Source organism: Thalassolituus pacificus, from assembly GCF_025318105.1.
In the GTDB taxonomy this organism is placed as follows: Bacteria; Pseudomonadota; Gammaproteobacteria; order Pseudomonadales; family Oceanobacteraceae; genus Venatoribacter; species Venatoribacter pacificus.
This window is the reverse complement of sequence record NZ_JAOANI010000005.1, coordinates 73,376-93,122: the sequence shown is the minus strand read 5'-3', so window position 1 is coordinate 93,122 and position 19,747 is coordinate 73,376. Positions and strand designations below refer to the sequence as shown.

Annotated in this window: 21 protein-coding genes; 9 read left to right on the top strand and 12 right to left on the bottom strand. The window is 52.1% G+C overall.

Features of this window, described 5'->3' with window-relative positions; translation table 11 throughout:
- Positions 1–98: 98 nt before the first annotated feature.
- Both NYR02_RS01875 and NYR02_RS01870 read right to left on the bottom strand, forming a co-directional pair.
- A complete protein-coding gene (locus tag NYR02_RS01875; protein WP_260974698.1) occupies positions 99–1,181 on the bottom strand; it encodes a DKNYY domain-containing protein in 1,083 nt (360 codons plus the stop codon).
- A 274-nt stretch (positions 1,182–1,455) separates the two neighbouring features.
- A complete protein-coding gene (locus NYR02_RS01870) occupies positions 1,456–3,138 on the bottom strand; it encodes an amidase (protein WP_260974697.1) in 1,683 nt (560 codons plus the stop codon).
- A gap of 1,236 nt (positions 3,139–4,374) precedes the next feature.
- On the opposite strand from NYR02_RS01870, the gene NYR02_RS01865 reads away from it, so the two are divergent.
- Positions 4,375–6,048: a long-chain-fatty-acid--CoA ligase gene (locus NYR02_RS01865; RefSeq protein ID WP_260974696.1), complete on the top strand. Its 1,674-nt coding sequence runs from the start codon at positions 4,375–4,377 to the stop codon at positions 6,046–6,048.
- Positions 6,049–6,061: 13 nt separating this feature from the next.
- On the opposite strand, the gene NYR02_RS01860 is transcribed toward NYR02_RS01865, so the two are convergent.
- Positions 6,062–7,837, bottom strand: a complete 1,776-nt coding sequence (locus NYR02_RS01860; protein WP_260974695.1) for a sensor histidine kinase — start codon at positions 7,835–7,837, stop codon at positions 6,062–6,064.
- Between the two features lie 114 nt (positions 7,838–7,951).
- Here NYR02_RS01860 and NYR02_RS01855 point away from each other — a divergent pair, with 114 nt between their 5' ends.
- Positions 7,952–8,356: a BLUF domain-containing protein gene (locus NYR02_RS01855; RefSeq protein WP_260974694.1), complete on the top strand. Its 405-nt coding sequence runs from the start codon at positions 7,952–7,954 to the stop codon at positions 8,354–8,356.
- Positions 8,357–8,530: 174 nt separating this feature from the next.
- On the opposite strand, the gene tatC is transcribed toward NYR02_RS01855, so the two are convergent.
- Genes tatC through hisI form a run of 6 tightly spaced genes read right to left on the bottom strand, consistent with a single transcriptional unit; the run spans position 8,531 to position 11,073 of the window.
- Positions 8,531–9,280 carry a twin-arginine translocase subunit TatC gene (gene tatC / locus NYR02_RS01850; RefSeq protein ID WP_260974693.1) on the bottom strand — a complete coding sequence of 250 codons (750 nt, stop codon included), beginning with the start codon at positions 9,278–9,280 and terminating at the stop codon, positions 8,531–8,533.
- Positions 9,277–9,672 carry a Sec-independent protein translocase protein TatB gene (gene tatB, locus NYR02_RS01845; RefSeq protein WP_260974692.1) on the bottom strand — a complete coding sequence of 132 codons (396 nt, stop codon included), beginning with the start codon at positions 9,670–9,672 and terminating at the stop codon, positions 9,277–9,279. Before tatB ends, tatC begins: the two co-directional genes overlap by 4 nt.
- Positions 9,672–9,932, bottom strand: coding sequence for a Sec-independent protein translocase subunit TatA (gene tatA, locus NYR02_RS01840; RefSeq protein WP_260974691.1), 261 nt, complete (start codon positions 9,930–9,932; stop codon positions 9,672–9,674). Before tatA ends, tatB begins: the two co-directional genes overlap by 1 nt.
- A 35-nt stretch (positions 9,933–9,967) precedes the next feature.
- Positions 9,968–10,300 carry a histidine triad nucleotide-binding protein gene (locus NYR02_RS01835; protein ID WP_230331062.1) on the bottom strand — a complete coding sequence of 111 codons (333 nt, stop codon included), beginning with the start codon at positions 10,298–10,300 and terminating at the stop codon, positions 9,968–9,970.
- Between the two features lie 33 nt (positions 10,301–10,333).
- The gene (locus NYR02_RS01830) at positions 10,334–10,666 is read right to left on the bottom strand and encodes a phosphoribosyl-ATP diphosphatase (protein ID WP_145466948.1); all 333 of its coding nucleotides are present in this window, start codon (positions 10,664–10,666) and stop codon (positions 10,334–10,336) included.
- A gap of 26 nt (positions 10,667–10,692) precedes the next feature.
- A complete protein-coding gene (hisI, locus tag NYR02_RS01825) occupies positions 10,693–11,073 on the bottom strand; it encodes a phosphoribosyl-AMP cyclohydrolase (protein ID WP_260974690.1) in 381 nt (126 codons plus the stop codon).
- A 352-nt stretch (positions 11,074–11,425) separates the two neighbouring features.
- Here hisI and NYR02_RS01820 point away from each other — a divergent pair, with 352 nt between their 5' ends.
- The 7 genes from NYR02_RS01820 to NYR02_RS01790 all read left to right on the top strand — a co-directional run bounded on the left by NYR02_RS01820 (position 11,426) and on the right by NYR02_RS01790 (position 16,546).
- Entirely contained in the window at positions 11,426–12,625 is a 1,200-nt protein-coding gene (locus NYR02_RS01820; protein ID WP_260974689.1) for an amine dehydrogenase large subunit, read from the top strand.
- Positions 12,618–13,163, top strand: a complete 546-nt coding sequence (locus tag NYR02_RS01815; RefSeq protein WP_260974688.1) for a MauE/DoxX family redox-associated membrane protein — start codon at positions 12,618–12,620, stop codon at positions 13,161–13,163. Before NYR02_RS01820 ends, NYR02_RS01815 begins: the two co-directional genes overlap by 8 nt.
- Before the next feature lie 9 nt (positions 13,164–13,172).
- Complete coding sequence (gene mauD, locus NYR02_RS01810) at positions 13,173–13,760, top strand: methylamine dehydrogenase accessory protein MauD (protein WP_260974687.1); 588 nt, start codon at positions 13,173–13,175, stop codon at positions 13,758–13,760.
- A gap of 61 nt (positions 13,761–13,821) precedes the next feature.
- Entirely contained in the window at positions 13,822–14,376 is a 555-nt protein-coding gene (locus tag NYR02_RS01805) for a methylamine dehydrogenase light chain (RefSeq protein ID WP_260974686.1), read from the top strand.
- A 13-nt stretch (positions 14,377–14,389) separates the two neighbouring features.
- A complete protein-coding gene (locus NYR02_RS01800; RefSeq protein ID WP_260974685.1) occupies positions 14,390–14,863 on the top strand; it encodes a c-type cytochrome in 474 nt (157 codons plus the stop codon).
- Positions 14,864–14,876: 13 nt separating this feature from the next.
- The gene (locus NYR02_RS01795; RefSeq protein ID WP_260974684.1) at positions 14,877–15,392 is read left to right on the top strand and encodes a c-type cytochrome; all 516 of its coding nucleotides are present in this window, start codon (positions 14,877–14,879) and stop codon (positions 15,390–15,392) included.
- A gap of 113 nt (positions 15,393–15,505) precedes the next feature.
- Complete coding sequence (locus NYR02_RS01790) at positions 15,506–16,546, top strand: 1-aminocyclopropane-1-carboxylate deaminase/D-cysteine desulfhydrase (RefSeq protein WP_260974683.1); 1,041 nt, start codon at positions 15,506–15,508, stop codon at positions 16,544–16,546.
- Between the two features lie 302 nt (positions 16,547–16,848).
- Here the strand turns inward: NYR02_RS01790 and NYR02_RS01785 are convergent, their stop codons facing one another.
- From NYR02_RS01785 to pyrR, 3 genes are all read right to left on the bottom strand, one after another.
- Positions 16,849–18,117 (bottom strand): dihydroorotase, encoded by a 1,269-nt coding sequence (locus NYR02_RS01785; RefSeq protein WP_260974682.1) that lies wholly within the window; start codon positions 18,115–18,117, stop codon positions 16,849–16,851.
- A 2-nt stretch (positions 18,118–18,119) separates the two neighbouring features.
- Complete coding sequence (locus tag NYR02_RS01780; protein ID WP_260974700.1) at positions 18,120–19,175, bottom strand: aspartate carbamoyltransferase catalytic subunit; 1,056 nt, start codon at positions 19,173–19,175, stop codon at positions 18,120–18,122.
- A gap of 70 nt (positions 19,176–19,245) precedes the next feature.
- Positions 19,246–19,740: a bifunctional pyr operon transcriptional regulator/uracil phosphoribosyltransferase PyrR gene (pyrR, locus tag NYR02_RS01775; RefSeq protein ID WP_260974681.1), complete on the bottom strand. Its 495-nt coding sequence runs from the start codon at positions 19,738–19,740 to the stop codon at positions 19,246–19,248.
- Positions 19,741–19,747: the final 7 nt, after the last annotated feature.

Genomic DNA, 19,747 nt, shown 5'->3' with positions numbered 1-19,747 from the left:
GCACCTGTCTCTTAAATACAAAACGCCCGATGAGGTTCATCGGGCGTTTGCGAAATAAGTGTCAACGTATTTCAGGACTAGACACCTGTTCTTGCGCATTATTGTGCGGATTTTTCAGCGAGTTGTTTGACCACCTCGCCATTCATATACAGAGCATAACGGTCGCGGGCTTCTGACTGGGTTTCGTCATCCCAGTCTGTTACCACAAAACTGTCGTAATCGGCCTCGTGCAGTATTTGCGTTGGCTCGTGGCTGTGGCGGTAGTAGATATGATTGGCATCTTTAAGATAGCCACGGTTCAGCACTTGTATGCTTGCCGGATCGGCGCCAGCAATGGGCGCAGAGCGTTCACCGATCAGATCGTAAACCGCTGACTTATCACGCGCATACTCATCGGTATCGGGCATCATGGCAAATGTCGCTGCGTCTGCCATGGGCAGAATGATTCTATCCATGTAATAAATACGCTGCTTGTCTTTGGCAAGATAAGACCAGATGACACTGACCTCGTCCGGGTTTACTTCACCAATGCGCTCAGCTTCGTAATACAGCGTATCGGCGGACACAGCATAACTACTGGCGTGATTCCAGGCGTCCGGCAGGCGTTTGAAAATAGCCGGGTTGGCGCCCGGTAGTTGTTTGCCACCCAGATAGACACCCTGCGCATCCACCCAGTATTCCTCATATTTATCCAGCGGCCGGAAGGTCAGCGGATCAGCGTCGGGCAAAAGTTCACCGCGGGAAAACACGTGTTGGGCATCGCGCGCATAGCCGCCGTAGTAGGAGGTGCTGCTTAATACTTCAAAGGTGTCGCTATCGGCTCCTGCAACGGGGCGGGCATTGTAATAGACCTGATTATTGACGTTGCCATAACCGCTGCTGGGAATACCGCTCAGGGCATTTTTCAACATTGAACCATAACCGAATACACTGAGTGCTAGGACAACAATCACCGTGGCGACGAGAGTGAGAGTGCGGCCGGAAATGCCAAACAGCTCCGCACCAAATATCCAGTACAACGCACCTAAACCAATGGGATAGCACAGAAAAATAATCAGGCTGATCACATGGTCGGCGTTGTTTTCTGAGCCCGGTGCATCAAGAGCCATCGGCGACATCATCATCACCATTGGCCAGAACAGCAGCAGCATGATGGTTATGATCTGAAAGACTAATAGCATCGGAATATCCTTTCCGTAAAAGGGTATATTGTCAGCCGGCGGCATGCCGGAGCAGGTAGGCATCATACAAAAAATAAGCACTAACGGCTGCCCGTTTTTGCTGCGGAATACGGACACTGTCAGGAGATGATGTTTGCGCTGAATTTTATCATCAGCATGGCTGCTTTATTGAGAACTAAAACTCAGGAATACGGTAAGATGAAAATAAGAGTGAGACAAAACAATAAATAACGCCGGGAGTTCCGGCGTTATTTACGGTTAACGCGGTGGGTAATTAAAGAGTGTTGTCTTTAACCAGTTCAGGAGTATTCACTGGTGGGCGGCGTGGATTAACGTTTTGCTGATAGCTGTATGCCAGTTTGATCAGTGTTGTTTCGTCAAATTCACGTGCCAGCATCTCCATACCAATCGGCATCGCAGGTTCACCATCGGTCATACCGGCAGGCATGCTTAATGCCGGGAACAGAGAGAATGGGCTCAGGCGATTGTTAGTCCCTGCGCTGGGTGAACCGCCGAGTGCTCCTGCCAGGCCTGTCAGTGAAGGGTACAACAGAACATCAAAAGCATCGCCGAGGCTTTTGCCGTCTGCATCTTCATTATTCAGTGCCCGCAATAAACGCTCACGCACATATACCGGACGTTCAATGGTGTTTTTATCGTAGATTTCCTGCTGCTCTTCAGTAAGGTTATCCAGATTATATTCGCCACGGACGATCAGTGAATCACGGTAGAAAGACTGGTAGCCGTTACTGTCAATCAACTCCTGATAAGACTGAATATGTCCGTCCATACCATTAGTCCAGCTGTTCAGATAACTGACCAGATCGCGTTTGAATTCATAACTCGACATAGACCGATAGCTGGTCAGAATCGAATTAAGATCAGCAATACTGACCTCTTCGACAGTGGCACCGGCGGCTTCCATTGCGGCGATTGCCTGATCCATCATGGCAACAACGGTTTCATTGCTGCCGAACAACGTGCGGTCAATTGCGATACGCGCACCCTTTAAACCATCCGCCTGTAAGTAACTTTTATAACTGGCCGGGATTTTTGTAATTTCTTTATATTCTTCTGCTGTGGCAATAGCCGGAGCATCGATTTTGAAATCATTACGCTGATTCGCGTGAGATGATGAATCAAAGCCAACCATGGCATCGAGCATAACGGCACAGTCTTCTACCGTTCGGCACATAGGACCGCCGGTATCCTGCCAGGATGCCAGAGGCATAATTCCGTCCTGACTGACCAGACGCATAGATGGACGAATACCTACCAGGCCGCCAAGACTGGAAGGAACCCGGATTGAGCCGCCGGTATCGCTGCCAGTACCGACCAATGCCAGGCTGGCTGCAATCGCAGTACCTGTTCCACTGGAAGAACCGCCTGCGCCCTTACTCTGGTCATAGGCATTTTTTACCAGTCCGCGCATTGAACTGCTGCCAGTGTAGCCAAATGCAAATTCATCCATATTGGCTTTACCCAGAATAATGGCTCCTTCTTCACGCATTTTGCGAATAACGTAAGCATCATTTAAAGGGCGGTTGTACTGGAATGCTGTTGCACCGCCAGTGGTCGGCATCTCTTTGGTGTTGAAGTTATCTTTTGGTAATACCGGTACGCAATACAGGGAGCCATCAATGCCGGTCTCTGCGAAATGCGCATCTTTTTCCTGTGCTTCTTCCAAAGCATATGGGTTGATAGCAACGACGCTGTTTAATTCCAAATCACTGCCAGGATCATCATAGGCTTTTATGCGGTCGATATACCCCTGAATAATTTCTTCACAAGTTGCACCACCCGTTTTCAACGAGGTGTGCAAACTATCGATGGTTGCTTCTGAAAATGAAAATGGAACAGGTTTTACAGAACTGCTGTTGTTATCCGAACCGCCACAGCCTGCCAGTAATAATGATACTGACAAAGTTGCGCCTGCGAGCGCTTTTAACTGGAACATGAATATGTCTCCGTAAATTAAATGGAAGTATCCCTTCAATCAGTGCGGGCTGATTTTTATTCCGCAATCCATTAATTATTTGGTTAATCAATTAGCATGCCAGCGTAAAATTCAGACTTTTTAAAGACATAATCAGACAAGACTCAAAACCGCTGTAAATGAGATATTTTCAGAATTCTTTTAGTGCACCACTGTTGATAGTTAGGTTTTTTGTGATTCATTTAAGGGCATAAATATGTTTTTTATCATTTTTTATTAGGATTGACAGATTTTGGATTAGACTGTTCCATGAATGTTAGTTATTGATTGATCTAACGCTATCGACCGATTCTGTGCGGTTTCCGGAGGACAGGAGAAAAGAAACGTTAGGTCGTTTTTTAATTGTTTGGCAGAGTTAACAAAGCAAGGTGTGACCATTTTTTGAAATAATCTGAATGGCTGTTGCTGCCGCTGCATTGTTTTCGAACGATGAAATTTACTGTCGGCTTGCAAATGGTGCGTAAAAAGTTATCCGGTATTTCAGCGAGATTTTATGAGCTGAATGTTCAGGTGATCAGAACCGGAACGGGTAGCCAATGAGCGGATGGTATTTATAGTGGATGAGAAAAGGGCAGTGTAGTGCCACCCAGCAGAGCGAATATATCCAACGTCAGCCTGGTCGCGCTGCTGTCAAAGGTAATGAATGGTGTCTGCTCCCGGGGTGGGGGAGGGCCGCATGTCCTTCAGATCAGTGGTTACAGTGGCACCTGAGGAGAATGTTCGTGGTGGCGGCGCGAGGTCGGAACATGACGCAAAGCACTCAGTAGTGGCAGTTGATTAAGGCTGTACAGCAGTGCTATGCCGGAAGGACTGAAAAGAGAGGCGCGATTATTGTCAGGCGGAGCATTGTTGCTGGTGGCATTACCTGATCACTGCCCCTTTTTACCCTTAAGTGGCCGGAAAACGGCGAATGTCAGAATAGATATGTTTTCACACTCAGCCCCTGTTGACTTGTATTCTTACGGTCAGGCACGAGATTTACAGGTGCGGAGGTCTGAATCACCGATTTATTGTTGTTCTATGACTGGTTTGTATTTCCGATCGCAGGATATTATCGAAAAAAAGCGCATATCTTGACTAAATATTCTTCGCTTCTCATTCTATGGGAGGAGAGACGCTAACAAAGCGGCCGTTGCCTCTGGCTAACAAGCGCTAAGGCTTTTAAGCTGGAGCAAATAACTCGCCATGGAACGCATTATGACACTCACTGCTTCTTCTTTTGCCCTTGCCCAAAGCGGCCAGATGATGACTCAGCCACTGATTATTTCCGACCTGCTGGAATACGCTGCTGCCCATCATGGTACGCGTGAAATTATCAGCCGCCGGCAGGAAGGTGATATCCACCGCTATACCTACCGCGATGCGTTAAAACGCAGCAAGCAGCTGGCCAATGCCTTGCTGGCTTTGGGAGTTCAGCCCGGTGACCGGGTGGCGACACTGGCCTGGAACGGCTACCGCCATTTTGAATGTTATTACGCGATCTCCGGTATCGGTGCCATCTGCCATACCGTCAATCCACGGCTTTATACCGAGCAGGTGGAATACATTATTAATCATGCCGAAGACTGCTATGTCTTTCTGGATGCCTGCTTCGCAAAATTACTGGAACCGGTGGCGGATAAATTAACCTCGGTCAAAGGCTTTATCTTTATGATCGACGCCGACCAGATGCCGCAAACCAACCTGCCAAATGCCATTAATTATGAAGATTTAATGACAACATACAGCAGCGAACTGGTATGGCCGCGGTTTCCGCAGGATACCGCCTCCGGCCTGTGTTACACCTCGGGCACTACCGGCAACCCTAAAGGCGTGTTGTATTCCCATGCCTCCACTGTGCTGCATGCCTATGCCAGCCGTAATCCGGATGCACTGAATGTTTCTGCCGATTCGGTGGTGATGCCGGTTGTTCCTATGTACCACGTCTGCGCCTGGGGTATGCCTTATATTGCTCCGATGAGTGGTGCGACGCTGGTGCTGCCCGGTGATGGTATGGATGGCCAGAGTCTGCATGAATTAATCGAGCTGGCCGAAGTGGATTTAATGCTGGGCGTACCAACGGTTTGGCTGGGTCTGATCGATTATTTAAAACGAAATAATAAACGCATGGGCTCGGTTAAAACCGTCGGCGTTGGCGGTTCGGCCTCACCAAAATCGTTGGTGGAAACGCTGGATAAAGAATACGGCGTGTATTTATTACCAATCTGGGGCATGACTGAAACCTCACCACTGGCGACACTCGGCGCACCAACCAAAGCGATGCAGAAAATGAGCGACGATGAACGCTATCGCCTGCAGACCACTGCCGGCCGGCCAATGTTTGGTATCGAGCTGGAAATCTTTGGAGAGGATGATCAGCCGCTGCCACACGACGGAACATCTCGCGGCTATCTGCGTGTGCGCGGCCCCTGGGTATTGACGGCGTATTATAAAAATGAAAAACCGGATTCGTTCTTTATCGATGCGGATGGTAAGCAGTGGTTCGATACCGGTGATATTGCCGTGATTGATGAAAACAGTTATCTGCAGATTGTTGACCGCGCCAAAGATGTGGTGAAGTCCGGCGGCGAGTGGATTTCCAGTATCGATCTGGAAAACGCGGCGGTAGGACACCCGGACGTAAAAGAAGCCTGCGTGATTGGTGTGCGTCATCAGAAGTGGGATGAGCGGCCGTTACTGTTTATTGTCAAAAGCGAGGAAAGCGATATCGATAAACAGGATATCTATCACTATCTGGAAAGCCGTGTTGCCAAGTGGTGGCTACCGGATGACATTCTGTTTGTTGAGGAGCTGCCGCACACGGCCACAGGCAAGCTGCAGAAGCGTACACTGCGGGATGAGTATATTGATTATCTGGTGGTTAAATCATAAGTCCTGACGGTTGTTAAGATAGTACTTGTGTAGGAAAAAACAGAATAAAACAGGTGCCCGCGCCGGGCTGGCTTTCAATCTCAATGCGGCCATGATGACGTTTCATTATGCTGTACGATGTTGATAAGCCAAGCCCGGTTCCTTTGCCAATGTCCTTGGTGGTAAAAAACGGGTCGAAGATTTTATCGCGGATATCATCAGGAATTCCGCAACCGTTATCGCATACCGACAGTCGCCAGTCTGTATCTTTCTTGATAAGGCTTATTTTCAGCACTCCCCCGGCATCAACCGCATGGACTGCATTTTGAATAAGGTTGATCAATACCTGGCTTATCATACCTTCATTGCCCTGAATGTCCGCGCTATCAGGAATATCCAGCTCAGTTTTGGCAATACCATTTAACTGATATTGCATAATTTTGACGGCGTTTCTGATGCAATCGCATAAATTAATATCAGCCATCTCCAGCGAGTCACGGCGGGAAAATGTTCGGAGGTTATGCACAATATCTGTTACGCGCATCAGACCGTTTCTGGAATCGCGCACCAAAGAGAAAATATCCTCCATCATAAATTCAAAATCGGCCGCTTCGCGTTCATTTGAAATTGCTTCCCGTAATTGATTGCCCATCTGCGCATCGCCTTCATTCATCGCATGGATAAACTGATCATGCAGTGTCAGTAATTTGCTCATGGTCTGGATATATTCATCCAGCGGGCCAAAATTACTCATAACATAAGATACGGGGTTGTTAATTTCGTGCGCAATACCAGCAGCTAATTGACCAATAGATGAGAGCTTTTCAGCATGATAAAGCTGCTCCTGCGTCTGATGCAGGCGAGATAATGTGTTGCGTAAACGTTGGTATTGGTTTTTCAGGCGATTCTCGGATTGCTGACGCTCCAGTTGTGTTCTTACCTGCTCCATGGTTTTTTCCAGCAGGCTCATACGTACAACATCCAGCGTCGCCACGGATGATTCGCTCAGCAGCAACAGATAGTAGCCAACAATCTGCTGATAGCAGCGCACAGGAATGATAATGCTGGCGGTGATTTCATGGTCACAGAGCCTGCTGGCCATCTGATGCAGCGGCAAATCGCGCTGTAATTGCAATACAAGGAGCTGCTCCTGGTTCATCGGAGTTGCTGACATATTGTGCGCAAATTCAGACCAGGCGGATGACAGTGCCTGATTGGTGGGATACATGCCCAGTAATGTTGCTTCTTTATCCAGATGCAACAGGCGGTCCGCATGGGTAAGTGAGGTCAGCAACGTAGCAAGTTCCGCTAATTGTTCCTGACCTATGAACGTGGCCCGGTTCATACGCGCCAGCCAGGTCAGCAGCTCCAGTTCGCTGTTGCGGCTGATGCGCGAATGTTCATCAGCCTGATGCTGTTGCCACTCGGCATGCAGAATGTAAGAAAGTAGCTCCGGTTCAAGATCCTCGTGCGAATAAACATTCTGGATGCGCCAGGACCATAGCTGACTGAGCAAATGATGGCGTAATGCCGGGGCGGCAAAGCAAATCAGGCGCGTGCGCTGGTTGTTTAATTCTTCACGGAAATAACGTACCAGACTCAGTTGAGTTTCGCTGTGCGTACCATCCAGAACCAATATCAGCACAGGTAAGTCCCACTGTTTGCGCAGCCACTTTTTTAACGCGCGCAGATTATCCTCTGTGATATCGCCGACCGGAGCTGGTGCCATGGATGATGTGAGCAGCGGGTCTGACAATGACGGTAGCTCCCCCAAAGCTGACCAGAAAGAGGCAGTGGATGACAATGACATAACGATATCTCTGAATGGACTACACTCAGCTTAGTCTGAATGCAATGGGTGTATATATCGCTCTGATATTGTCACTGTCGGATGTGTATATTTCGGTTATATGGAGGGCGCTCTATGCTGGTTCGTCTTGTGTACTACTCCATCGCTACGCGCGATATGTCTTTATTGGATATTCAGAGCATTCTGGAAGTCGCGCGTGCGCACAACAGCAGTATCAATGTGTGTGGCATGTTGTGTTACGAACAGAAATACTTTCTGCAGGTTCTTGAGGGTGATCGCGAGGATGTGAATGAGCTTTATCTGGAAATAGCGGATGATCCGCGCCACGATCAGGTTGTTATCATTAGTTATGATGCGATAACCGCACCATTATTTACCGACTGGAATATGGGGTTTGCTCCGGCATCCGATCATTTTTATCGATTGCTGAATGAGCTGGGCCAGAATAAATTTCTGCCGCAGGAATTTTCTGCAGAACAGGCCTTATCATTTTTGCAGGGCCTGTCAGATTACCAGTAACAGGTGTGCTGCCTGAACGATGTTGTGCCGCAGCGTTATATCCTTTAACCCATGATTGCACCGATCTAATGCAAGGATGTGGCAGAGCGTGTCGGGTTAATTCTGAACAATAAAAAGCGGCAATCAAACAGGGTCTGATAAATTGCCGCCTTTATTCTCTACGAAACCAGAAAATCAGCTTTCCTGAATCTCTTCTTCACCATCTTCCTGCGGTTTTTTAATCATCCGCGATGCCAGTACACCGGCTTCAAACAGCAGCCACATAGGTACGGCCAGAATGGTCTGGGAGATAACATCCGGTGGTGTAACCAGCATGCCGACGACAAAGCAGCCAACGAAAATATAAGGGCGCTTTTCTGTCAGGGCGGCAACGGTGGTCATGCCACTGAGTACCATCAGGAAGGTCGCAATCGGAATTTCAAAGGCGATGCCAAAGGCAAAAAAGATTTTAAGAATAAAATCGAGAATATTGCTGATGTCCGGCATAAAGGAAATGCCTTCCGGCCCGGCGGCGGTAAAGAAGCCGAATGCCAGTGGCAGCACGACAAAGTAAGCGAAGGCGATGCCGGTATAAAACAGGACAACGCTGGATACCAGTAACGGAATACCGAATTTCTTTTCGTGCTGATACAAACCGGGAGATATAAAACTCCATACCTGATGCAGCAGAAAAGGCACTGCCAGCAGTACCGCCAGAACCAGTGTCAGTTTAAACGGCACCAGAAAAGGCGAGGCTACGCCAGTGGCAATCATATTGCCGGTGTTGGGTAATAACACCGACAATGGCTTTACCAGAATCAGGTACAGGTCGTTGGCAAAGTAGAACATGCCAAGAAACAGCACCAATACCACCAGTACCGATTTCAGCAAACGGTTTCGCAGTTCGATCAGGTGGGCAATCAGGGGTTGTTCATGATCGGTCATGATGACGCATCGGTATTATCAGGTTTTGAATTGGCCGCAGGCTGCTGCGGGCCAGATTGTTGTGGCGCTGGCTGTGGACCTGGCTGTTGAGGACCAGCGACAGCTGCCGGTTTATTGTCCGGCTGCGTTTCTGCTTCAGGCTTGGGCTGAATGCTGTTAGCTGATGGCGAATCGTCATCGAGAAACGTTGCATAAGGATCTTTCAGCTTTTCGCGTAATTCTTCCGTACGCACCTGGCGCTCAAAATCGTCCTGGATATTGCTCATGGTACGGCGCATGCGGCCAAGAAACAGACCTACTGTGCGGGCTGCTTTGGGCAGACGTTCCGGGCCGAGCACCAGCAGGCCCAGAATGGCAACCACCATTAATTCCAGAAAACCGATATCGAACATCAGATTTTATCTTGGTCTTTGTTGGTGCTTTTGAATTCGGCGTCTTTCTGTTCGCCTTCTTTATGTTCCAGCGTTTTTGCCGGTTCTTTATTCTCGTCTTCGTCGGCTTTTGCACTACCGTCTTCGTTTACGGCTTTTTTGAAGCTTTTAATGGCACCACCCAGATCACCGCCCAGATTGCGCAGTTTTTTGGTTCCGAAAATCATAATGACGATGGCCAGAACGATTAATAATTGCCAGATACTGATTCCGCCGAGCATAGGAAAATCCTCTTATTCTTAATTTAAAAATTACATCAGAAACCGGGCAGCTGATCGCCGCCCAGTATATGAAAGTGCATATGGAAAACTTCCTGCCCACCTTCTTTACCAGTATTGGTAATGGTGCGGAAGCCAGTCAGGTTTTGTGTGCGGGCAATGGCCGGCAGGCTGAGCATTAAATGGCTCATCAGGCTGGCATCAGCGTCGCTCAGATCATTGAGGTTAACGATATGGCGCTTGGGTATGACCAGCAGATGAGTATCGGCCTTGGGCGCGATATCGTGAAACGCCAGCAGGTGCTCATCTTCATAAACGACATTGGCCGGAATCTTTCCGGCGACAATCTGGCAAAACAAACAGTCCGGCATACTCAATCTCTCAGTTCTCTGGTTGGTACCGGTTTACTTGGGCGTACGTGACGCCTTTTCTTCCAGTCCGGACATATTAAAGCGTCGTGCCAGTTCATTAACCACGGCTTCCGGGCGCTCGCCCAGTTTGGCCAGTGCCACCAGAGTGTGAAACCACAGGTCGGCGGTTTCGTAGATAACATCGCTGTTATCGCCACTGGTCTCGGCATCTTTGGCGGCCAGAATGGTTTCGGTGGCTTCTTCGCCGACCTTCTCCAGAATCTTGTTCAGACCCTTGTGATACAGGCTGGCCACGTAGGATGAATCGGCGGCTGCGCTCTTACGTTCTTCAAGGATATCGCCGAGGGCGGAAAGTATATCGCTCATAGCTGTTTCAGTTTCATTAAGTGGCATCAATAAATATCTTTCGGGTCTTTTAACACCGGATCAACGCTGACCCATTCACCGTCCTGATAGACCCGGTAGAAGCAGCTTTCGCGGCCGGTATGACAGGCGATACCGCCAATCTGTTCCACCTGCAGGGTGATGACATCGGCGTCACAGTCGAGGCGCACTTCGTGCAGCTGCTGCACATGGCCGGACGATTCGCCTTTACGCCACAGTTGTTGGCGCGAGCGGGAATAGTAGATGGCGCGGTTTTCCTGCACCGTCAGCGTCAGTGCTTCCCGGTTCATCCAGGCCATCATCAGGATACGGCCGGTCTTATAATCCTGCGCAATCGCCGGTACCAGACCATCGGCGTCCCACTTTACGGCATCAAGCCAGTTACTCATAACATCCCCCGCGTTCAGAGGTCGCAGGATACCCCATGGCCGGGGTTTCGGGTAGGGCTTCGCCGTCAGCTGCAGGGAGGCAACAGAGGCTCTTGCGGCTACCGACCTGGGCAGGAATCCGCGTAGTGAGACAAATGCACCATAACAACGCTGCATGAAGAATGGGCAGCCTCTTTCTGGTGCTGATCACTTTATCGTTAACCAGTGCCGATAACAGGCGGTAACAATTCTGACTGAATTGTCAGCATTTGCCTCTTGAAGTATGCATTTTGGGTTATGTTTCACCGTTGAACTCAGGCATTGGCATGACCGCTGCTCTGGCATTGCAGACTCACAACGAGAGCTGCAAACCATGACGTTAACCAAGCAAAGAAGTAAAACCAGAAACCTGTCCCACCGCGTATTTACGCCGGCACCGCTGGCGGCCTGTATCGCAACCCTGCTGTTGTCGGCGGTGATGCCGGCGGCACAGGCGGAACCCTTTAAGCCGGAAGTCTTCAGCGTTGAGAAAACCATTCAGCCCGGGCCGAATGTGTTTATGAACGAAGCCGCCTGGGGTGGCGCCAGCCAGATTCACGTCTTCGCTCAGGATGACCTGCACTATAAAGGCTCGATGCCGGCGGGTATTACTTCGCAGATGAAAGTCTCGAAAGACGGCAAAACCGTTTACGTACTGTCCGACTTTGCCAAGCGCATTACCTATGGCCCGGTAGAAAGTGTGGTGCAGGTGTACGACGTAGACACCCTGAGCCGCAAGAAAGAAATCATCGTGCCTAATAAAGCGGTGAAATCCATTGGCATGACTCAGCTGCTGGAATTAAGCGCCGATGAAAAACTGCTGTATGTGCAGAATGCCACACCGGCCACCTCGGTTTCAGTAATCGATATTGCTGCCGGTGAAGTCATTGCCGAAGTGCCAACACCGGGTTGTTACGGCGTTTATCCGGCACTGAAAGGCACCAGTTTCAGCACGCCCTGCGGTACTGGCCAGCTGAAAACTTTCACCGTAAAAGGAAAAGAATACAGTGTTGAAGCATCGGGCAAATTATTCGATGTGGATGCCGACCCGATTTATATCCACACCCAGCGCCGCAAAAACGGTGAGCTGATTCTGACCACCTTCGGCGGTGCGGTGTACCTCGCTGATGACAGTGGCAAAAGCGTAAAAATCAAAGAAAAGCTGCAGCTTAATGCCGGCATTGAAGGTGATTGGGTGCCCGGTGGTTATGCCATTACCGCTTATAACGAAGCCAACGACATGATCTTTGTGCTCATGCACCCGGATGCCTACGACGGCAGCCATAAAGACGCATCGGCAGAAATCTGGGGTTACAGCCTGAAGAAGAAAAAACTGATCAGCCGCAGTCCGGCCGAGCATTTGGTTGCGCTGACCGTCACCAGCAGCAAGCAGCCGGTGATTTTCGGCTCCAATGAAGAAGATGAAACCATTGATCAGTATGTGCTGAGCAAAGATGGCGACTTTATGTTTGAGAAGGCGGCGGCCGACGAAAAAGCCGGTTGGACCACCTCGCTGGCGGTGGCTCATGACTGAGTTGCTGCCACTGGCGAGCCTCACGCTGCTGGTGTTTACCCTGCTGGTATTCCTGCGCGCGGCACTGCACAAAGCACTGGATTTTCTCGAATTTCAGGGCTTTGTCGCCGACTACGAGTTGCTGCCGGAAGCTTTGGTTAAGCCCGCCGCTGCTGCCTTGCTGGCCCTCGAAGGTGCGCTGGTGCTGATGCTGTTATTCAGCGCCAGCCGTGCTGCCGGACTGGTGCTGGCGGCGCTGTTGCTCGGGGGATATGCCATCGCGATGGGCATCAATATCCGTCGCGGTCATACCCGCATCGAATGTGGCTGTGGCGGTACTCCGCAACTGCTGAGCAAAACCCTGTTGCTGCGTAATGCGCTGCTGATGGTCTTCGCTCTGCTGCCATTGCTCGGTTTGCCGGAAGCACTGCAAAGCGCCGAAATCGTGGTGGCCATCGCTGCTGCTGTCTTTATGTGGCTCGCCTTCCTGTTGTTTGAGCAGGTGAACGCCAACCTGCTGGCCATCCGTGAAATGGCCAACTCACTGAAACGAATTTAAGAGGTCGTTATGACTGCTTTGTATTTTGCTGTCGCATTTTTATTTGTTGCTGTAATGGCGCTGGCCCTCGCATTTTTTGTGCTGGCCCGCCAGATCGGCGTGTTGTTTGAACGTATCGCGCCGATGGGTGCGCTGATGAATGATTCCGGGCCGAAAGTTGGTGATTTAACCCCGGCCTTTACCCTTAACAGCCTGACCGGTGGTGCCGTGCACATTGGCCGCGATAAAGAAAAAGCCATGCTGGTGTTTTTCCTGTCGCCGACCTGTCCGGTATGTAAAAAACTGCTGCCGATTCTGCGCTCGGTAAAAACCAGTGAAAAAGACTGGCTGGATGTGGTGCTGGCTTCCGATGGCGAAGAAGAAAAACACCAGCGCTTTATTCAGCACGTCGGCCTGCAGGATTTTCCATACGTGCTGTCGACCGAGCTGGGTCTGGGTTACCGCGTATCGCGTCTGCCGTTTGCGGTGCTGATGGATAAGCAGGGTGTGATCCGCTCGAAAGGTCTGATCAACAGCCGCGAGCAGCTTGAGAGCCTGTTCAATGCCATGGAAATGGGTGTTGGCTCGGTACAGAGTTTTCTTGAGCAGCATTCCTGAACAAGCCACTCCTGAGCATCACTCAGTAGGCAACGATTTTTAGGCAACAAGAGATATCACCATGAAACGATTTTTCGACAGCGTATTAACCGGCCTGGATAAAGGCACCGAAAATTTAACCCGCAAAGTCGCACAGCGCAGCAGTCGCCGCAGTTTTTTAAGCCGCGCCGGGATGCTGATGCTGGGCAGCGCCATGCTGCCGGTTCTGCCCTTCGACCGTAATGCCGGCAAAGCCTGGGCCGGAGAAGCGGAAGATGAAGCCCCGGCCGATCCGAATGATCCGACGGCCTGTGAATACTGGCGCTACTGCGCGCTCGACGGCAACCTGTGCAACGACTGTGGCGGCACATTAACCACCTGTCCGCCGGGTTCCGAAGCGTCCAAAGTCTCCTGGGTCGGCACCTGCCGTAACCCGAATGACGATAAAGACTATCTGGTGTCGTACAACGACTGCTGCGGCAAAGTGGAGTGCAACGGCACCTTCTGCTTTACCAGCGAACGGGAGCGTCCGGGTTACCGCATGGGTCTGCATAACGACATTAACTGGTGTATGGCCAATGCGTCGCAGGGTTATCACTGCACCGTTGCTGTGCTGGTTGGTATGGCAGACGCCTGAAGCGGGAGCTGAGATGATGGTTCTGAAAAAATTCACCTTATCTCTGCTCTCGCTGGCAGCACTGGGAGCCGCGCTGGCGGCTCCGGTGTCTGCTGCCGGGGCAGCCGAGAACAATGGCGAGGCGCTGTTTAATCAGCGTTGTGCGGCCTGTCACCAGCCCGGCGGTATTGGTACGCCGGGGCTGGCACCGCCACTGGTGAACAGCATGCTGTGGCCGGCACTGGCCGAACAGGCTCCGGCGTATTTATGGGGCGTATTAAATAACGGTTTGTCCGGCACTATCGAAGTGGATGGCATCGGTTATTACGGCCTGGTGATGCCGACGCAGGCGGATTTAACGGCCGCGCAAATGAAAGCACTGGCGGCCTATGTGCTGGGCGATCTTAACGGTCTGAATGTAGTGCTGGCTGATGAGGTGTTGGAGTACGCCCGCAGCACGCCTCAGTCTCACAGCCAGCTGCGCGGAGTACGGAAAAATGCACAATAAAAAAGACGGGAAAATGCGCAAAAAAATAGCTGCGGCCTGGTTGTTGCGCAGCAGTCTGCTGCTGGCACTGTCAGCCGGATCCTGCGTTTATGCGCAGGCTGCCGATAATGTTGCTCAGGTAAAGCCAGCTCCGGCACCGCAGGGTGAACTCAGCCCGCAGGCTAACTATGTGCTGCGTTGTCTGGGTTGCCATCGTCCGGATGGCGCAGGTTCTCCGGTGGGCGGTATTCCCGATTTTAATAATTACGTTGCCTCGTTTGCCGAAACCGAACGCGGCCGTGAATATCTGATGCACGTACCCGGCGTGGTGGGCGCAAGTCTGAGTAATAATGAAATTGCCGAGGTGATGAACTACATCATGCAGCGCTGGGGCGGAACTTCCCTGCGGGCAAATTTCCAGCCGTTCAGCGCGGAAGAAGTGGCCAGGCTGAGACAAACGGACGTCGGCGATGTGGTGAAATACCGCCGTATTGTCGTGGCGGAACTGCAGGCAATGGGACTGCCGGTCGCGGATTATCCCTGGCCTTAATTCCTGATCTTAATTTTTGCCTTTAATTTCTGATCGGCAGCACCATTGGCATTGTAAGACCTGCGGAAGATTGCACCATCGTCTTACAATGCACTTTTGGCCGGAGTCTGCTGGTGTCTTTATCTCCTTTATTCAATGCTTATCCTGCGCTGCAAAAGCTCATTCCGCTGGTGGATATTCCCGGCCAGCAGATTCCGACACCTGTTACCCATAGCCTCGATACGCCGCAACTCTGGCTGAAACACGATGACTTAACCAATGCGGTTTATGGCGGTAATAAAAGCCGCAAGCTGGCGTTTATTTTCGGCAAAATGCAGGCAGAAGGAAAAACCCGCCTGCTGACCTTTGGCGGCACCGGCACCAATCACGGCGTGGCCTGTGCGGTGCACAGTAAAGCGCTGGGCATTGATTGCGAAATACTCCTGTTCGATCAGCCGGAGAGTGAGTCGGTCAGGAAAAACCTGCAGGTGATGCAACGCTATGGTGCGACGCTGCGTTATTGCGGCAGCCTGCTGAATACCGTGCTGCGTTTTTATACTCTGCAGATCCATGACCGGCTATTACGCCGCAAACAGACCGAATATTTATTTGCCGGAGGCTCGTCGCTGCAGGGCGTGATTGCCTTTATTGATGCTGCGTTTGAATTACGTGAGCAGATTGAACGGGGTGAATGCCCAGTGCCGGAAACCATTATTTGCCCGGTGGGCTCCAGTGCTACCTTAGCCGGTCTGACGTTGGGCGTGGCGCTTGCCGGTCTGCCGTCGCGGGTTATTGGTGTGCGCGTGGCACCTGCGCATCTTGGCCCTTTTCCCGCCTGCACCGTGGCGACGGTGAAACAATTAATGCAGAAGACGCAGCAATATTTGCTGCGTTTACAGGGCGGTATTCCGCCATTCAATATTCCGCAACCGGTAATGCTCGACCAGTATTATGGTGCAGGTTATGGCGTTGCCTCAGCGGCCGGTAATCAGGCTGAGCAATGGTTCCGTAAGCAGCGCTGGGCCGATGGTTTAACCGTGCAGTCAGAATGCACTTACACCGCTAAAGCCCTGGCGACCTTACGCGATGAGCTGGCAACGGCCAATGGCCCGGTATTGTACTGGCATACACTGAATTCGGTGCAGGGGATTTATAGCGAAGCGGAAGCGGTTTAATGAGTGCACCCTGATCACGGCTGAAAGCCGTTCCCACTCATATCAGGCTCCCACGCGGAGCTTCACTCTGGCTCCCACTCACTCTGGCTCCCACTCACTCTGGCTCCTACTCACTCTGGCTCCTACTCACTCTGGCTCCCACGCTCGGCGTGGTAGTCTCTTGCTTCTTTATCACAGATGAAAGCCGTTCCTACTCATATCCGGCTCCCACGCGGAGCTTGGGAGCGAGCGTTGATTTTTCAGCCATAAAAAAGCCGCAGAATTTGCGGCTTTTTTATGGCTCGGTGCTTGGTATTTAGCTTTCAGCCAAACACTTTACGACCATCAATAAACACGGCGTTAACCGCGCCTTTTAAGGTCTTGCCGGCTACCGGGCTGTTGCGCCCTTTGGACAGCAGCGTCGAACGGCGGAAGCTTTGTTCTGCGGCCGGATCAATCAATGCTGCATTAAACCAGTTACCTTCGCTCAGTGACTGATTCTGGCCCAGAACCTCTGCCGGTAAGGTGCTGGTGGCGCGGATCAGAGCCGATAATTCCAGCTCGCCGCATTCCACCAGTCGCAGTGCCAGTGGCAGGAAACCATCAAAAATACTCATGCCCGGTTCGGCATCGGCAAAAGGTGCTTTCTTAGCGGCCACTTCGTGCGGACGGTGGTTGGAGCTGATGGCCAGTTCGCCGGCGTTAACGGCGGCGAGCAGGGCCTGACGGTCGCTTTCACTGCGCAGCGGTGGCTGCACATTGAACTGGCTGTTGTAGCCGGTAACGGCTTCGTCGGTATAAATCAGGTTGGCCAGCGGGGTGTCGGCACTGACGCGGATACCCTGCTCACGTGCCTGTGCCAGCATACGCACACTGCGTGCACAGCTGATCTGGCTGATATGGGCGCGTACGCCGGTCTGCTCAACCAGCAACAACATTTGCGCCAGGGCGATGGTTTCGGCGGTTTGCGGAATACCGGTCAGACCGAGACGGGTAGCGGTCGGGCCTTCGTGCATGCAGCCGCCATCCGACAGCGCGGCGTCGTCGGGGTTAAGGAACACCGGAATATCGTAAGTCGCGGCGTATTCCATTACCCGGCGCAGTACATAGCTGTCTTTGAACGGCGCACGGGCGTTGCTCAGCGCCACACAACCGGCTTCGCTCAGACTGAACATAGAGGCCAGTTGCTCACCGGCAAGTCCCTGAGTCAGTGCGCCCAGCGGCAGTACTTTGGCAAAGCCGGCTTTAGCGGCTTTTTCCTGAATTAACTGAATCACCGCCGGGCTGTCGGCCACCGGTTTGGTGTCCGGTAAGGCGCAGACATGGGTAAAACCACTGGCGCAGGCGGCGCGGGTTTCGCTGGCGATGGAGCCTTTATGGGTAAAACCCGGTTCGGCCAGATGAGCACCCAGATCGATCAGACCGGGCACCAGTAACAGGCCGCTGGCGTCGATGCTGTGTTCGATACCGCCGGTCGCAGGCTTGTGGCCAATGGCATGGATACGTCCTTCGGCGACGTAAACATCGGTAACCTGATCGAGATTCTGTGACGGGTCGATCAGGCGGGCGTTTTCAATATGCAGGTATCTCATGCTTATGCCTCCTCCTGACCGGGTTCGTTGTTATGCACATCACTCTGTTCGCTGTGTTGCTCGATGTTTTGCTCGGCGAGTTCGTTACGCTCCTGCTGCTGACCACTCATGGCCATGGCCATGACGGCCATACGCACGGCGATACCGTAGCTGACCTGATTGAGGATCACCGATTGCGGGCCGTCGGCGACGTTGGACTCAATCTCGACGCCGCGGTTAATCGGTCCCGGATGCATCACGATGGCATCGGGTTTGGCGTAGGTCAGTTTCTCTTCGGTCAGGCCGTAGAGCTTGAAGAATTCGCCTTCGCTCGGCAGCAGGGCGTTTTGCATACGTTCTTTCTGCAGGCGCAGCATGATGATCACATCGCAGTCTTTCAGGCCGTCTTCCATGCGGTAGTAAGCCTTACAGCCCAGCGCTTCGATATCACGCGGCAGCAGGGTGCCGGGGCCGATTACACGAACTTCCGCCGCACCCAGTGTACGCAGCGCATGAATCTGTGAACGGGCCACACGGGAATGCAGGATATCGCCGACGATGGCGACGATTTTACCTTCGATAGAACCCTGATGGCGGCGGATGGTGAGCATATCCAGCATCGCCTGGGTCGGATGCGCGTGGCGGCCGTCGCCGGCGTTGATGATGGCAACGTTGGGCGTAACGTGTTCGGCAATAAAGTGGGCGGCACCAGAGTCGGCATGGCGCACGACGAACATATCGGAATACATGGCCTCGAGGTTCCACAGCGTATCCATCAGGGTTTCGCCCTTGGCGGTCGCGGATTTAGCGATATCGAGGTTAAGAATATCGGCCGACAGACGCTTGGCTGCCAGCTCGAAGGTGGAACGGGTACGGGTGCTGTTCTCGAAGAACAGGTTGACCACGGTCTTACCGCGCAGCAGCGGGACTTTTTTCACGTCCCGCTCCTGAGTGCTGATAAAAGAATCGGCGGTGTCGAGAATCTCGGTCAGGAGTTCACGGCTCAGGCCCTCGGTGGTGAGGAAGTGCTTCAGACGCCCGTCGGCGGTCAGCTGCACCTGGCTTGGGTCTGTGGTCATGGCGTTGCTACTCACAAAGTTTCATTAAATCTGGCTGGTGTTTCAGGCTTGGTGTTTCCGGCTGGGAGCCTCAGGCAAGGCTCAGCTGCAGTGGTGTCGGGCCACTTAATTTCACCAGCTGTCCTTCTTCCAGCGCCAGCGTGACACCGCACAGGTCTGGCTGGATGGGGAGTTCGCGGCGGCCGATATCCAGTAAACAGACCAGGCTGATGCTGGCCGGGCGGCCGTAATCGAACAGCTCGTTCATGGCGGCGCGGATGGTGCGGCCGCTCATCACGACGTCGTCGATCAGAATAATATGGCGGTCTTCGATGCTGTCCGGCAGCTCGGAGCCTTTTACCTGCGGATGCAGACCGTGACGGGTAAAGTCGTCGCGGTAGAAGCTGATGTCGAGGGTGCTGACGCCGTCTTCGGTCTGCAATTGTTGCTGCAGGCGTTCGGCAATCCATACGCCGCCGGTACGGATACCGACCAGCAGCGGTTGTTCAATATTGTTCTGTTGCAGATAAGCCGCCAGACGCTGGCCCAGCTCAGTGCAGGTTTGTTCGATATCGGGCAGATGCATAGGTGTC

What these genes read in the sequence shown, in the direction of transcription:
- NYR02_RS01865 (WP_260974696.1), top strand. Translation starts at nt 4,375, where the DNA reads ATGACACTCACTGCTTCTTCTTTTGCCCTTGCCCAAAGCGGCCAGATG.
- NYR02_RS01800 (WP_260974685.1), top strand. Translation starts at nt 14,390, where the DNA reads ATGATGGTTCTGAAAAAATTCACCTTATCTCTGCTCTCGCTGGCAGCA.
- NYR02_RS01795 (WP_260974684.1), top strand. Translation starts at nt 14,877, where the DNA reads ATGCGCAAAAAAATAGCTGCGGCCTGGTTGTTGCGCAGCAGTCTGCTG.
- NYR02_RS01875 (WP_260974698.1), bottom strand. Translation starts at nt 1,181, where the DNA reads ATGCTATTAGTCTTTCAGATCATAACCATCATGCTGCTGCTGTTCTGG.
- NYR02_RS01870 (WP_260974697.1), bottom strand. Translation starts at nt 3,138, where the DNA reads ATGTTCCAGTTAAAAGCGCTCGCAGGCGCAACTTTGTCAGTATCATTA.
- hisI (WP_260974690.1), bottom strand. Translation starts at nt 11,073, where the DNA reads ATGAGTAACTGGCTTGATGCCGTAAAGTGGGACGCCGATGGTCTGGTA.
- pyrR (WP_260974681.1), bottom strand. Translation starts at nt 19,740, where the DNA reads ATGCATCTGCCCGATATCGAACAAACCTGCACTGAGCTGGGCCAGCGT.
- tatA (WP_260974691.1), bottom strand. Translation starts at nt 9,932, where the DNA reads ATGCTCGGCGGAATCAGTATCTGGCAATTATTAATCGTTCTGGCCATC.
- NYR02_RS01785 (WP_260974682.1), bottom strand. Translation starts at nt 18,117, where the DNA reads ATGAGATACCTGCATATTGAAAACGCCCGCCTGATCGACCCGTCACAG.
- tatB (WP_260974692.1), bottom strand. Translation starts at nt 9,672, where the DNA reads ATGTTCGATATCGGTTTTCTGGAATTAATGGTGGTTGCCATTCTGGGC.
- NYR02_RS01805 (WP_260974686.1), top strand. Translation starts at nt 13,822, where the DNA reads ATGAAACGATTTTTCGACAGCGTATTAACCGGCCTGGATAAAGGCACC.
- NYR02_RS01830 (WP_145466948.1), bottom strand. Translation starts at nt 10,666, where the DNA reads ATGAGCGATATACTTTCCGCCCTCGGCGATATCCTTGAAGAACGTAAG.
- mauD (WP_260974687.1), top strand. Translation starts at nt 13,173, where the DNA reads ATGACTGCTTTGTATTTTGCTGTCGCATTTTTATTTGTTGCTGTAATG.
- NYR02_RS01860 (WP_260974695.1), bottom strand. Translation starts at nt 7,837, where the DNA reads ATGTCATTGTCATCCACTGCCTCTTTCTGGTCAGCTTTGGGGGAGCTA.
- NYR02_RS01780 (WP_260974700.1), bottom strand. Translation starts at nt 19,175, where the DNA reads ATGACCACAGACCCAAGCCAGGTGCAGCTGACCGCCGACGGGCGTCTG.
- NYR02_RS01815 (WP_260974688.1), top strand. Translation starts at nt 12,618, where the DNA reads ATGACTGAGTTGCTGCCACTGGCGAGCCTCACGCTGCTGGTGTTTACC.
- NYR02_RS01820 (WP_260974689.1), top strand. Translation starts at nt 11,426, where the DNA reads ATGACGTTAACCAAGCAAAGAAGTAAAACCAGAAACCTGTCCCACCGC.
- NYR02_RS01855 (WP_260974694.1), top strand. Translation starts at nt 7,952, where the DNA reads ATGCTGGTTCGTCTTGTGTACTACTCCATCGCTACGCGCGATATGTCT.
- tatC (WP_260974693.1), bottom strand. Translation starts at nt 9,280, where the DNA reads ATGACCGATCATGAACAACCCCTGATTGCCCACCTGATCGAACTGCGA.
- NYR02_RS01835 (WP_230331062.1), bottom strand. Translation starts at nt 10,300, where the DNA reads ATGCCGGACTGTTTGTTTTGCCAGATTGTCGCCGGAAAGATTCCGGCC.